This window comes from Streptomyces sp. NPDC052042 (assembly GCF_044548345.1).
Taxonomy (GTDB): Bacteria; Actinomycetota; Actinomycetes; order Streptomycetales; family Streptomycetaceae; genus Streptomyces.
This window is the reverse complement of the sequence record NZ_JBIUBU010000008.1, coordinates 71,385-84,524: the sequence shown is the minus strand read 5'-3', so window position 1 is coordinate 84,524 and position 13,140 is coordinate 71,385. Positions and strand designations below refer to the sequence as shown.

Here is a 13,140-nt window from a genome sequence, read left to right as displayed (position 1 = left end):
GACAGAAGATCGGCAAGAAGGCCACGGGCGGTGTACGACAACCGCCGATCCTGCAACAACCCGTTGGGCAGGACCGTGAAACCGCGCGTATGGCGGCTACGATGAATCTGCATGAGGAGTCTCTCTCCTTGTGCCGGACCCCGGGGCGTTGGCGCGCTGCCGGGGTCGCCTTATTGAGTTCAAGGTGACAGAACGTACCACCCTCGACACGGCGAGTTCCCCGGCTTGAGCAACCCGCCTTCGTGCGAGCCGAGTTGAAGGCCGGGCGCACACAGCGTCGGCCCGGTTCATGAACACGCCGCTCACGGCTCCCCCAGCATGCTCACGCCCATGCCGGGCGCGCGCCCGCGCCCGACCGACGAACCCTCTCGCGTCGCCCCCCCCTTGGCCTGGATTTGAACATGTTCAATAATGATCGACGGGACCTCTCGCCGTCCACAGGGGCACGGGTCCGCTGCCCACCCGCAGCCCTACCACGCCTCCTTCCAGGAAGACGGATGTCACACATGACGCAGACGGACACTTCACGCCCCTGGAACAGATGCCTCACCCTGGCCGCCTGTTACGTCGGCCTCGCCGCCGCGAGCTCCGTCGTGTACGACGCCATGGGCCGGCCGGAGGTCCTGGGCACCCTTCTGGGGCTGGCGACCTCCCCAGGAGCAGTCCTGATCACCTACTTCGTGGCATATCCACTGATCCTGCCCCTCGACGTGCCGGTGGAGACCATGGCCCCGGAGACCCCCACGAGCCTGTTCAACTCACTGCCGCTGTTCACGGCGGGAGCGGTCGTGAACGTCCTCCTCGTCTGGGGCATCACCGCCTTCGCGCGGCACTTCCTGCGCGAGGCACGCCGCAGCGCCGCCCAGCGCTGAGGCCCGATCAGGCACTGAGGCTCGATCAGGCACTGAGGCGCGGAACGGAACGGTGAGGGGCAGCCCCTAGCGGACACCGCCACTTCAGCCGGAGAGGGCCCAGGCTGCGACCCCCGAAAGCACCCATGCGCGACACTACGTAACGTGAAGCATGCGCAGAGTGATTCCGATGGCGGGGTGGGGACGGGTGCGCTGAGCCCTTCGGCCGGTTTGCCGGCGCTCGACGGTGAGCAGTTGCGGCTGCTGAGCCGAGTGGGGCGTGAGTGGGGACGGGTGTCGGCTCCCGGGACATGGCATCGGGCGCTGCCCGTGGATTCCGATCTCGGCACGTTTCCCTCCCCTGCGGAGATCCGCCCGGTCGGGTGGGGGCGTCTGGTCAGCGTCACGCCTCTCGGTGGACGGCCGCCCGTGCCGGGGAGAGCCGCGGGGGACCTGCCTCCCAGCCGACTCGGCCGATTCGGCTACCACGTGCGGCGGGTGCTCCTCGGGGCCGCCCTGAAAAGCACGGCGATCGCGCAGGAGCGGATGCGCAAACTGGTCGCACTGCCCGTTCTGTCGGCCGACGCCCTCTCCTCGGTCGCCTACGGGCCCGAGGCCATGCTCGCCATCCTCGTGCTCGGCGGCGCCGCGGGGCTGGCCTACTCCGTACCGATCGCCGCGACGATCGTCTTCCTGATGCTGGCGGTGGGGGTGTCGTACCGTCAGACGGTCCGCGCGTACCCGCACGGCGGCGGCTCGTACATCGTCGCCGGTGACAATCTGGGCCGTGTTCCCGGGCTGATCGCTGCCGCCGGTCTGATGACCGATTACGTTCTCACCGTCGCCGTGTCGATCGCCTCCGGGGTCGCGGCGATCACCTCGGCAGTTCCCTCGCTCGCCCCCGAAGCCGTCCCGATCGGCGTCGGCGTGATCGCCCTGCTGCTCGCCGGGAACCTGCGAGGCGTCCGGCAGGCCGGCGCACTCTTCGCCGCACCGACCTACGCCTTCATCATCGCCGTGCTCGCGCTCGTCGCCGTGGGCCTCTTCGACGCCGCCGGGCGCGATTTCCGCCCTCTCGCGGCTCCGCACCCGAACGCCACGGAGAGCGTCGGAATCCTGCTCGTGATGCGCGCCTTCGCCTCCGGGTCCACGGCCATGACCGGCATCGAGGCGATCTCCAACGCGGTGCCCGCGTTCAAGCCCGTGGAGTGGCGCAACGCCCGCACCACGCTCACATGGATGGTCGGACTGCTCATCGCGCTGTTCGCCGGCACGATCGCCATGGTCCTGCTGGACGGCGTGGTGCCCAGCTCCCGGGAGACGGTCCTCTCCCAACTGGCCCACCACAGCTTCGGTTCCGGACCGCTGTACATCTTCACGCAGGCCGCCACGGCCGCGGTTCTGCTGCTCGCCGCGAACACCGCCTACAACGACTTCCCCCGTGTGCTGTTCCTGCTCGCCCGTGACCGGTACGCCCCGCGGATCTTTCTGCGTCTGGGCGACCGCCTCGCCTTCAGCAACGGGATCATCCTGCTGTCGCTCGCGGCGGTGCTGGTCTACGTGGCCTTCGGCGGCATGACCAACTCACTGATCCCGCTGTACGCCGTCGGCGTCTTCCTGGCCTTCACGCTGTCCCAGGCCGGAATGGTCGTCCACTGGTGGCGTCTGCGGGACCGCCACTGGCGCAAGAGCCTGTTCTTCAACGCCGCCGGTGCGCTGCTGTCGGCCGTCGTCTTCCTCACTGCCGGGATCACCAAGTTCACCGAGGGCGCCTGGGTCGCGGTGCTCGCCGTCGGGCTGTTCCTCGTGGGGGCGACGCGCATCCGGCGTCATTACGAGACCGTCGCCAAGGCGCTTCGTCTGCACCCCCACGGCTTCGAACTGCCCGTCCCCACCCCCGTCGTCCCCACCACCGTCGTCCCGCCACCCGCCGGTCCCGTCGTGCCACAGCCCTCGGCGGCGGCACCGCGGCTGCCCGAGGAACGTTCAGGAGCCCGGCCGGAGGAAGAGGCCGAGGAGACCCCCCAGGAGATCGTCCACCTGTCGGTCGTCCCCATCGCGACCATGGACCTGGCCGGCCTGCGCGCGCTGGCCTACGCGGCCTCGCTCCACCAGCCCGTACTCGCGCTCCACATCAGCCCCGAGGAGGACGAGGCCGAACGCTTCCGCCGGTACTGGACCCTGTGGGGCGACCATCTCCCGCTGGAAGTCGTGGTCTCCCCGTACCGGGCGATCGTGGCACCGCTGGTCCACTACATCGAGGCCCTGCACGCACAGCGTCCGGACCTCACCCTGACGGTCATCCTGCCGGAGATCGTCGCGAGGCGGTGGCGGCATCGCCTGCTGCACAGCAGGATCGCCCCGAGGCTGCGGCGCGCACTGCGCCCGCTGCCGAAGGTCGTCGTCACCACCATCCCCTTCCACGTGTAGCCGCCTCCCCCTCCCCCTCGGCCTCGCTCCACGCGTGGCCGTAGCCTTCTCCTCCCCCAGCCCCTTTCCGACACGCAGTCGTCTCCCCGGCCCCCGAACTTCTGCCCCCGAACCCCTGGACGCGCGGCGTGCCGGTCGTCGGCGGTCCGCCTCGGACCGGACACCGGCCGGACGACGGCGGTTCGCGGACGGCCCTCAGCGGACGAACCGCACCACGGGACGCACCCGCGAGGCGAGGTCGGACAGCAGCCGGTCGGCGTGCGGCAGTACGCGGGGCCCGAAGGCTGCGGTGCCGACGCCGATGGCCACACCGGTCCATGCCACCGGTCCCAGCGGCGTGCACCCGAAGAAGTGGCTGACGCCCGGCGTCTGGACGAGGGTGATGAGCACGACTGCGGTGCCGAGGACGGTGACCAGCACCAGCGGGCTGTGGCGGCGTCCGACGACGGTCTGGGTGAGCTGGGCACCGACCACACCGCACAGGGCCATCGTGCTGGTACGCCGGACCGAGCCGGGGGTGAGCCCGCCGAGCAGCCACGCGACGGCCGCGCCGACCCCGGTGATCACGCCGCGATGGCGGATCTGACGGGTCAGCGGCGGCCCGAGGACGGCGAGGCCCACGGGGGCGACGGCCGCGGTGGACTCACCGGCGGGCTCCGGATCGTGGGGGGTGACCGCGACCGCCATCGCCGGGAACATGTCGGTGAGCAGGTTGACCAGCAGCAACTGACGCGTCGACAGCGGCGAGGTACCGGACAGCAGGGTGCCCAGCACGGAGAAGCCGACCTCACCGGCGTTCCCGCCGAGCAGGATGCTGATCGCGTCGGCCACGCTGCGCCACAGGGCGCGGCCCTCGCCGATGGCGTCGATGAGAACCGACAGTTCGTCGTTGGTGATGACGAGGTCCGCGGCGTTGCGCGCGGCGGCCGACCCACGCGCCGCGATGCCGATCCCGACGTCGGCGGCGCGGATGGCGGCGGCGTCGTTGGCACCGTCTCCGACCATGCCCACGACACGCCCCGCCTCCTGGAGCGCCTCGACCACCTGCAACTTCTGCTCGGGCGCGACGCGTGCCACGACGCCGCAGTCCCGGAGCAGACGCGCTCGCCCCGCCCGGTCGAGGGCGGCCAGTTCGTCACCGGTGACGACCGTGACGTCCGACGGCCAGCCCAGGGCCAGGGCCACGGAACGGGCGGTCTCGGGATGGTCGCCGGTGAGCATGACAGGGCGTACGCCCACGTCACCGAGACCGGCCACGAGCGGGGCCGAACTGGCACGAGGACGGTCGGCGAGCGCCACGAACCCGACGAGTTCCAGCTCTTCGAGCGGCTTGTCCAGCGCCTCGGCCGCCACCTCCGCCGCGAGACGGCGCCGAGCGACGGCCAGCAACCGCAGGCCCTTGGCGGCAAGGGCGCGCGCCCTGTCGACGGACGCCGGATCCGCGTCGGGACAGCACGGCAGCATGACCTCGGGAGCTCCCTTGACGACCAGGACGTCCCCGCCCTCCAAGTCCCGTCCGACGGCAGCCGCGTAGCCCCGGCTCGCCTCGAAGGGCTGGGCCCGCACGACGGTCCACCCGGTCTCGCGCGGGGCAGCCGCCAGGACGGCCTCATCGGTGGCGTGGGCGTGGACACCCGGCTGCTCGGCCACGCGGGGGCAGGCGCGGGCGGCGATGCGAAGGATCTGTTCCGCTCCGGGGCCGGACGCCGAGTGCTCGTCGCCGGTGGCGGTGACCAGGCGCACGACCCGCAACCGGTTCTCGGTGAGGGTCCCGGTCTTGTCGAAGCACATGGTGTCCACACGTCCCAGGGCCTCCAGGCTGCGCGGTGTGCGGACCAGGACACCCAGCCTGCTCAGCCGCCGTGCCGCGGCCATCTGCGCCACCGTCGCCACCAGGGGCATGCCTTCGGGGACGGCGGCCACCGCGACCGCCAGCCCGCCCTGGAGCGCGGTGCGCATCGGACGGCCGCGCAGCAGGGACAGACCCGCCACCGCGGCGCCGCCGGCGAGGGTGAGGGGCAGGGCCCGGCGGGTCAGCTGGTGCAGCCGCGCCTGGACCCCCACCGAGGCGGGCACCCGGGCGGCGAGGGACGCCGCGCGGCCGGCCTCGGTCTGGTCGCCGGTACCCACCACCACGGCGCGGGCACGCCCGGCCACCACCGTGGTGCCTTCGAACGCCATGGAACTGCGGTCCGCGACGGACGCCTCCGCCACCGGCGCCACCTGCTTGCGGGCGGGCAGCGACTCGCCGGTCAACGAGGACTCGTCGACCTCGAAGCCGCTGACCTCCAGCAGACGCGCGTCGGCCGGCACCACGTCGTTGGTACGCAGCTCGATCACCTCGCCGGGCACCAGCCGTCCGGCCTCGACGACGGACGGCTCGGCCGCCTTCACGTCGGTCAGGCGCCGGGCCGTGCGCCGCTGTCCCGTGGCGAGTTCGGCCAGCGCCCGCTCCGCGCGCAGCCGCTGCACCCCGCCGACCACGGCGTTCCCCGCGACGGCCCCGACCACGAGGAACGCGTCCACCGCGGACCCCAGCAGCGCGGAGGCGGTGGCACCGATCAACAGGACGGGGGTGAACGGGTCATCGAGTTCGGCCCAGGTGGCGCCCGCCAGACGCGCCCCGACCCGGACCGGTGTGAGGGCCGGGTGAGCGGCCACCTCGTGCAGGGCGTGGCCGGCCCGGCCCCGCACCACCTCCCACGCGGTGGGCGCGGCCCGCGGCACCCTCGCCAGCCGGGCCATCACCTCCTCCGGATGCAGGGCGTGCCACGGCACCCGCGGCCGGGGGTGCGGGGGCTCACCGGTGGCGGCACCCAGCGCACCGCACCAGCCGGACACCAGAGACACGGCGGTGGCGATGTTGACCGGGCTGATCCGCAGTTCGAGGGGGAAGGGGACCGGGTGCGTCCGGGCCCCGCGGGTCAGTACCAGGAGTTCGGAGAGCGCGGCACCCGCCTCGGCGAGGAACTTGGCCCGCCGGCCGGCCGCCCGTGCCGCGGGCACGGCGGACAGCAACCGCCAGGTGCCCTCCAGGCCGCGCAGAGGCAGCACGTCCGCACCCCAGACGACGGCGCCGCGCTCATCGGCGACGGCCACGGCGATGTCGCTGCCGAGCAGCCCTTCGAGCACGTCGCGGGCGGCGTCGCCCAGCGTCCCTTCCCCTGCCGTCCCGTCGGCCGACGCCCCCTCCGAAGCCGTGCGGGCCGACGCCTCTTGCGTCGCCAGGTCGGCCGACGCCTCTTCCGCAGCCGTCCGGTCGGCCGGTACGCGCGCCACCGTCAGGACCGTCCGCCCGTCGTTCCGCAGACCGGCCACCACCTCGGCCAACGGACGCCCGGGAGGGATGAGTTGGTCGGCCAGCGCCCCGAACTCGCCGAGCGAGTGGTCATCCGTTACGACGACGTGCAGACCGGCCCGGCGTGCCGCGTCCAGCACGGCCTCGGCCATCGGGTCGAGCTCCCGGCCGACCAGGACGGTACCGACATCCCTGCCGTGCACCGACGCGATCATCAGGCCGATGTCCGGCGCCGCCGCGTCCGACACCGCCTCGTCGGGCACCGGCCGCAGGTCGAGTCCCGGTTTCCGGGCCCGGAACGCCACCGCCCCGTTCCCGGGTGTGCTCAGGGCCGCAGTGGCCTCCCGCCACAGCCGACGGTGATCCCACCCGGCCTTGCTGGGATGGACCTCCAGCACGGTGCGCCGGGTGCTGCGCAGCGCTCCGGGATGCAGGACGACGGTGTCCACGAGTTCCAGTCGGCGCAGCCGCTCCGGGTTGCGGACCAGCACGTCCTCGCGTGCCAGGACACTGCCGAGCGCGGCGGTGAAGGCCGCCGGGCCGTAGCGCGCGGCCTTGGGCGAACCGGCGAGTGCGGTCTCCGCCGCCCCGTCGAAGCTGCGGGTGAACAGGAGCGCGGTGACGGCACCGCCCAGCATTCCGTTGATCGCGGCGTTGGCGTACTGCTCGCCGGGAGACGGACGCAGCGACGGACGCATCGCGTCGTCTCGGCCCATCGTCGGTCTGCCCGGGACGCACAGCGTGTCGTGCACCGCGTCGAACGCCGCGAGTTGGGCAACGGATTCCGTCAACTGGGCGATCCGCAGGGCCGCGTCGAGCAGCAGTGGACTCGGCGCCTGCCCGATCCCGCAGGCGCCCGCATGGGCCGCGGCGAGCACCAGGTCGGCCAGGTCCGAACCCAGCGCGCGGTTCAGCACCGCCCGCACCCGGGAGTCCTCCCGCATCACGACGGCCGCGGCCACGACGATCTCCGGCACGGCCTTCAGAAAGGCCGTCCTCGCCACGAGGGCGGTGGCGATGCCCGCCGCGTCGCAGGCCACGGCGACGGCATTGGCGCGCACACCGCCGGGCGCACCCGGGTGCGTGTGCTCCAGCACCTGGTCGTCGACGCGCACCAGCCCGTACCGGGCGGCGATCTCGGACACCCGGTCCACCAGTTGCTCACCGACCGCGGCCTCGGTGGTCTGCACGACCAGCCGTTCCAGGCCGCTGTCCCAGTAGGCGACCAGCACATCGGGGTGTTCGGCCAGTTCGACGGCCACCTTCTCGCAGGCGGCCTCGAACTGCTCCATGGCCGGTTTCCGCGCCTCCGGCTTCCGTCGCAGCGCGAGGTGCATGCGGGATCCGGCACGCCAGTGACCGGTCTGAGGGGTCACGACGTTGCGGGCGACCCTGCCGACCCGCAGTGCGGTCGCGGACACCGCGGTCGCACCGCTCACGACGCCGCGCGCACCGGCGCTCACGAGTTCGGTGGCCATGCGTGCCGTGTCGACGGCCGATGGGGCGATCTTGCGCGTAGCCCCGACGGGGACCGCCAGGGCGTTCTGGAGGGCCGCGGCGGGCAGCCCGGTCAGCAAGCGGAGCAGCATGTCTCACCTTCGCGGGCCTGCCGCACGGGCTGGGCGGAACGAATAGTCGTCGGAGCGGTCGAGCGGATGTGGTGGGTGTGGTCACGGCGGGCGGCGGTCGCGGCGGGCCGTCGTAGGGCGGCCCGTCGTCGTACGTCAGGTCTTCTTCCGCCCGCCCGCCTTGGTGCGCGAGGTGCTCGCCGAAGCGCTCTTGGTGGTCCGCCCGGCCGGGCGGGCCTTGGCCTTGGCCGTGGTGCTCGCCGACTTGGGCGCGCGAGTCTTCGCCGTACCCGGACCGGCCTTGCTGGAACGGGACTTCGCCTTGCCGGTGGTGGTGGACGCCTTGGCCGACCTGGCGGCGTGCTTCCTCTGCGCCCCCTCGGCACGGGCCTCGCCGGCCGCTCGGGCCGCCTCGGCTTCCTTGGGGCGCTGCTGTGTGAGCCACACCGCGGCGGCGCCCGCCGCAGCCAGCGGCCACTCGACCACGCCGGCCACACCGAGCAGCCCGGCACCGGTGTACGCCGCGACGCGCCGTGCGCGGGGCGAGACGATCCCGACGGAGTCCAGCACACCGTCGACGAACTCCTTCGCTCGGTCGGCGCCCGGAACCTTCTCCACTGCCGTCGTCATCATCTGCACGGGGTGCGTCAGCGTCTCCTGGACGGGATGCCGCGCCTTCGTGTCCCCTGGGTCGTGCGCATGGGATGAGCCGCGCGCTTGGGAACTGCCAGTCATGGTCGCTCTCCCTCCGTAGGACAGGTGAGGCATACAACCAGAAGTGATATTGCTCACCTTCTCGACAACCTTGACCAGATCCGACAACTTCGGCAACTCTGGAGATATCCGCATGCCGCCGGATGGTGGAGTCGGCGACGCGGCCGTCGTGCCGCCCGTTCGAGTCCACCGGACGAGTCCGAGGAGAGGCCCGATGGGCCCGAGGAAACGTCCTACCGGCGTTCCGGTATCCGCAGGTCCGGCTCCGCCCCGGCGCCGGCCGCTGCGGATCACAGACCGAACACTCGCGCATGTCCCGGCCATGAGGAGGTGACGGCATGAGCGCCCGGTCCAGTCCCGACCCCTACTCCAGAAAGCCGACCCTCACCACCGTCGTCCCCCTCACCGCCCTTCCGGCCTGACCGCGGCCCCTGCGCACGCCGGCCGACCCGCCCCGCGCTTCTTCGCGGACCGGGCCGTCCCGCTGTTCGCGAGGGCGACGCCGTCCGGCCACGGGCGCCGAGCCCCACTTCTGCGGAGGCCGTCTCATGCGCATCGAACTCACCTGGTCGCGTCCCGACACCGACGACCGGACCCTGACCCTCGTACTTCCCGGCCTGCCCGGCCTGCCCGCCCAGCTCTACGCCGCTCCCGCCGCCCTGCTGCGCGCCGCCGTGTGCGCGGAGCCCCTGGTCTCGGCCGCCGCCGTCGCCGTCGGAGCCGGCCCGCTCACCCGGGCCGCGCTGCCGTACGCCCTGCGGTTCGCCCGGCAGGCACTCAACCCCGGTACGACTGGCCAGCACCCCCGACACGACACCGCCGACCGCTGACCGCACACCGCGGGCGACAGACGACAGACAGCCGCCGGTGGTCCGTCCGCAGCGCCGACTGGCGCTGGAAACGGACCACCGGCGGCTGTCTGCGCGCGGATGGCGCTGTCACCGTCGGGCGGAGGGCGGTGTCGGCCGTGGCCGGGTCCACCGTCGCCGGGTCCACCGGGTCCGAGTCCTCCCAGACCCGGCCCGGGGGGCATATCAGCTGCGGGGGTCCACCAGGATCTTGACGGCCGTCTCGTTGTGGTGGATCAGGGTCTCGAAGCCTTCGCTGACGAGGCCGTCCAGGCCGATGGTCTTGGTGATGAACGGCGACAGGTCGATGCGCCCCTCCTGCACCAGCTTGATGGTCTGCGGGTGGGAGTTGACGTAAGCGATCGTGCCGCGCAGGTCGACCTCCTTGAGGACGAGCTTCTGCATGTCGATCGAGGCCGGCTTGCCCCAGATCGAGATGACGGTGATGACACCACCCGGCCTGACGGCGTCGAACAGCGTGTCGAGGACGACATTGACGGAAGTGGCCTCGAACGCGACGTCTGCACCCTTACCGCCGGTGAGACGCCGGACCTCCTCGGCGACGTCGGTGACGGCGGGGTCGATGACGTGGTCGGCGACCTTGGCGTCCAGCGCCTTCTGCCGACGCAGCGAGCTGAGCTCGGAGACCGCGACCTCGACCCCCATCGCCTTGAGCACCGCGCAGGTGAGCAGCCCGATGGGGCCGGCGCCGCCGACGAGGGCGAAGTCGCCCGCCTTCGCGCCCGAGCGCTGGAACGCGTGGTACGCCACCGACAGCGGCTCGATGAGGGCCGCCTGGTCCAGCGGGATGTCCCCGACCGGGTGGACCCACCGGCGCTCGACGACGATCTTCTCCGCGAGCCCGCCACCACGGCCGCCCAGGCCGATGAAGTTCATGTCGGGCGAGACGTGGTACGTCGGGTTGTTCTCGCTGGTGTCGACGTCGGGGCGCAGGATGTAGGGCTCGACGACGACGCGGTCGCCCGGCTTCAGGCCCTCTACACCTTCACCGACCGCGTACACGACGCCGGACATCTCGTGGCCGAGCGTCACGGGGGCGGACTCGCCCGAGACCGGGTGCGGGTGACCGGCCGGCGGGACGAAGATCGGTCCGTCGAGGTACTCGTGCAGGTCGGTGCCGCAGATCCCGCAGAACGCGACGTCGATGCCCACCGTGCCCGGCCGGACGTCGGGCTCCGGGATGTCCTCGATACGGATGTCGCCGCGGTCGTAGTAGCGTGCAGCCTTCATTTTGAGCTGCCTCCTTCGTCTGTTTTCCGCTCACACCTCATATCGAGTCTCGCCGTGGAGTGAGGTGCGTGCTCGCGCGGCGCATTTACGTTAACAATTAAACAATACGGCGTAATACGGATCAGTCGCCCGTGTCGGTCTTCTGACCCCCGGGGCCCACACCCGGCGCACGCCCGGCATCGGTCGGCGCCTCGCCCCTCGGGGAGCGTCGGCCAAACGTGAGCAGGACATCAGCACCAGGCTGGAGATTGCCACACACCGGACGCACCCAACACGCTCCGGGGCACCCCCTGCGCTCTGTCCCCACCGGCTCCCCCAACACACTCCGGAGCACCACGAAGCCAGCATCGGTGACGGCCCGGCCGTCCCCCCGGAACTCAGGACCCGGGGACCTGCTCCCGACGCCCGGACCTTCCCAACTTCCTCATCACCCTGGCTCCCGTTGGCCAGATGACCGGGGAGAGGAAGGCGTACGCGGCAAACAGCAGGGTCAACGTCACACATATCGGCGACATGAGAAAACCGGTGAAGTCGGCTGTCCGGTCGCCCCACGGCCGGTCACTCGGCAACACCCCGAGTACGAACTGGCTGAGCACGGAAGTCCCGAGCAGCAGGGCGAAGCACCTGACGCGGTCCCACCACCCCCGCGCCCGGATGTCGCGATCACGCGCAACGAGGTCAACGGGCATCGCGTCCGCCCCCAGCCAGGGGGCACCGATGACCAGCCACGCGTACAGGACCCACTGCCACACCTCGATCCGCCCGAGGACCTCCGCCCAGGAGCTTCCCGTCGATATCGTGCTGCTCGCGGTCAGCATCAGGATCACCCACAGGACGAGCAGGCCAAAGGCCGCCCGGCTCGCCGGACGCGGCCCGGCCTTCCGTCGCCTCATCGTCAAATCCCACTCCGTCATCTCGGCTCTCGCACCCGTCGGCTGCGGTGCCAGCCATGCCCCCTGGGTGTTCTGCCGCTCACCGCCCCAGCCCTTCGAGTTGATCGCGTTGACCGCGCAGCGGAGTCGCCTCGCCATGCTCGGCACCGGTGAAGAAGCGGCTTCACGGGCGACGCGAACGCGAACTCGAACGGGGCTTTACGACCACTGGGCAGGAGTTCCACAGCTCCACCCCGGCCGTGATCAGTTCCAGTACAGCTTGCCGCTCGCCGGGAGTCCATGCAGCGCACTCGTCTCCGAACAGCTTCTCGTAGGCGCTGTTGTGCACCGCGCCCTGCTGCAGCAGGTGGTCTTCGCGGAGCCCCCGGGCCAGATCCTCGAAGAAGTTCCACGCGTCCAGCACCGCGCCCGGGGGGACGTGTCGGCGCACCGGGTCCTCCAGCCAATGCTGGACACGGGTGAGTTCCAGCGTGTTGGTCTCAGAAGTGACCAGCCTCCGGCCCCGTCGGCTCACATACACCCGCGCCTGCCGAACCGTCATGAACGTCGGCACCCGCCGGCGCTCGGCTTCCGGCAACGTCAACACCTGATCGGGTTCGTCGCCTCTGCCACGGATCCACAGAACTACCGCGCTGCGGCCGAGCCCACGCACCCGATACGCATAGAGGCTCCGGTTTCCACCGCGGTGTCCGGCCGCAAACACATCCGCTGTCCCGCTCTTTGTCACGCCCCCACCCTGGCACGGCCCGCATGCCCCGCACACCGGCGTCGTCCCAGCAGGTCGGCAGGTTTCCGGCGCTCATCGGGCCGCATCGATATCGTCACGCCAAGAAGGCGCACAGCTGACGGCGAACGGGCGCGACAACCGTTGTGCCATCGCTGCGTGGTGAAGACAGCGGCAGCCCACCCGCGGAGTGGCCCCGTCAGGTGGCCCCGTCGAGCGGACCCGACCTACTTCAGTCCGACGGGTGTCGCGTCGTCCGGCGCCGCGCTCAGCACCGAAGCGAGTAGCCCAGGGAAGCGCACTTCGAGGTCGTCGGCGCGAAGGCGGACGTAGCACCGGGTGCCCTCGTCACGAGTCCGGGTCAGACCAGCGCTGCGGAGCGTCTTCATGTGGTGACTCAGAGTGGATTTCGATACCGGCGCATCCAGCTCACCCCACTGCCGCTCCTGCCCGTCCGAGAGCAGGCACACGACACCGAGACGCAACGGGTCGGACAGGGCCGACAGCACTCGCGTCAGAGAGATGTCCCCGATATCCGGATGTTCTGAGTGCCCCATGGAGCA

Annotated in this window: 9 protein-coding genes; 3 read left to right on the top strand and 6 right to left on the bottom strand. The window is 71.5% G+C overall.

The window, feature by feature from the left end; translation table 11 throughout:
- Positions 1-506: 506 nt before the first annotated feature.
- Both ACIHCL_RS15940 and ACIHCL_RS15935 read left to right on the top strand, forming a co-directional pair.
- Complete coding sequence (locus ACIHCL_RS15940; protein WP_399862001.1) at positions 507-872, top strand: hypothetical protein; 366 nt, start codon at positions 507-509, stop codon at positions 870-872.
- Positions 873-1,397: 525 nt separating this feature from the next.
- Positions 1,398-3,281, top strand: coding sequence for an APC family permease (locus ACIHCL_RS15935; protein WP_399862301.1), 1,884 nt, complete (start codon positions 1,398-1,400; stop codon positions 3,279-3,281).
- A 195-nt stretch (positions 3,282-3,476) separates the two neighbouring features.
- Here the strand turns inward: ACIHCL_RS15935 and ACIHCL_RS15930 are convergent, their stop codons facing one another.
- Both ACIHCL_RS15930 and ACIHCL_RS15925 read right to left on the bottom strand, forming a co-directional pair.
- Complete coding sequence (locus ACIHCL_RS15930) at positions 3,477-8,168, bottom strand: cation-translocating P-type ATPase (protein ID WP_399861999.1); 4,692 nt, start codon at positions 8,166-8,168, stop codon at positions 3,477-3,479.
- A gap of 135 nt (positions 8,169-8,303) precedes the next feature.
- Positions 8,304-8,882, bottom strand: a complete 579-nt coding sequence (locus ACIHCL_RS15925; RefSeq protein WP_399861997.1) for a hypothetical protein — start codon at positions 8,880-8,882, stop codon at positions 8,304-8,306.
- Between the two features lie 527 nt (positions 8,883-9,409).
- Here ACIHCL_RS15925 and ACIHCL_RS15920 point away from each other — a divergent pair.
- On the top strand, positions 9,410-9,691 hold the full coding sequence (locus ACIHCL_RS15920; protein ID WP_399861995.1) for a hypothetical protein: 282 nt from the start codon (positions 9,410-9,412) through the stop codon (positions 9,689-9,691).
- A gap of 204 nt (positions 9,692-9,895) precedes the next feature.
- Here ACIHCL_RS15920 and ACIHCL_RS15915 read toward each other — a convergent pair whose 3' ends face one another.
- The 4 genes from ACIHCL_RS15915 to ACIHCL_RS15900 all read right to left on the bottom strand — a co-directional run bounded on the left by ACIHCL_RS15915 (position 9,896) and on the right by ACIHCL_RS15900 (position 13,134).
- A complete protein-coding gene (locus ACIHCL_RS15915; protein ID WP_399861993.1) occupies positions 9,896-10,960 on the bottom strand; it encodes a 2,3-butanediol dehydrogenase in 1,065 nt (354 codons plus the stop codon).
- A 377-nt stretch (positions 10,961-11,337) separates the two neighbouring features.
- Positions 11,338-11,991, bottom strand: a complete 654-nt coding sequence (locus tag ACIHCL_RS15910; protein ID WP_399861991.1) for a hypothetical protein — start codon at positions 11,989-11,991, stop codon at positions 11,338-11,340.
- A 25-nt stretch (positions 11,992-12,016) separates the two neighbouring features.
- A complete protein-coding gene (locus ACIHCL_RS15905; RefSeq protein WP_399861989.1) occupies positions 12,017-12,394 on the bottom strand; it encodes a hypothetical protein in 378 nt (125 codons plus the stop codon).
- Between the two features lie 410 nt (positions 12,395-12,804).
- Entirely contained in the window at positions 12,805-13,134 is a 330-nt protein-coding gene (locus tag ACIHCL_RS15900) for an ArsR/SmtB family transcription factor (RefSeq protein ID WP_399861987.1), read from the bottom strand.
- Positions 13,135-13,140 lie beyond the last annotated feature (6 nt).

Bases quoted from the DNA above. Each gene is read 5' to 3' on its own strand.
- ACIHCL_RS15940 (WP_399862001.1), top strand. From the start codon at position 507: ATGACGCAGACGGACACTTCACGCCCCTGGAACAGATGCCTCACCCTG.
- ACIHCL_RS15935 (WP_399862301.1), top strand. From the start codon at position 1,398: ATGCGCAAACTGGTCGCACTGCCCGTTCTGTCGGCCGACGCCCTCTCC.
- ACIHCL_RS15930 (WP_399861999.1), bottom strand. From the start codon at position 8,168: ATGCTGCTCCGCTTGCTGACCGGGCTGCCCGCCGCGGCCCTCCAGAAC.
- ACIHCL_RS15925 (WP_399861997.1), bottom strand. From the start codon at position 8,882: ATGACTGGCAGTTCCCAAGCGCGCGGCTCATCCCATGCGCACGACCCA.
- ACIHCL_RS15920 (WP_399861995.1), top strand. From the start codon at position 9,410: ATGCGCATCGAACTCACCTGGTCGCGTCCCGACACCGACGACCGGACC.
- ACIHCL_RS15915 (WP_399861993.1), bottom strand. From the start codon at position 10,960: ATGAAGGCTGCACGCTACTACGACCGCGGCGACATCCGTATCGAGGAC.
- ACIHCL_RS15910 (WP_399861991.1), bottom strand. From the start codon at position 11,991: ATGGCGAGGCGACTCCGCTGCGCGGTCAACGCGATCAACTCGAAGGGC.
- ACIHCL_RS15905 (WP_399861989.1), bottom strand. From the start codon at position 12,394: ATGACGGTTCGGCAGGCGCGGGTGTATGTGAGCCGACGGGGCCGGAGG.
- ACIHCL_RS15900 (WP_399861987.1), bottom strand. From the start codon at position 13,134: ATGGGGCACTCAGAACATCCGGATATCGGGGACATCTCTCTGACGCGA.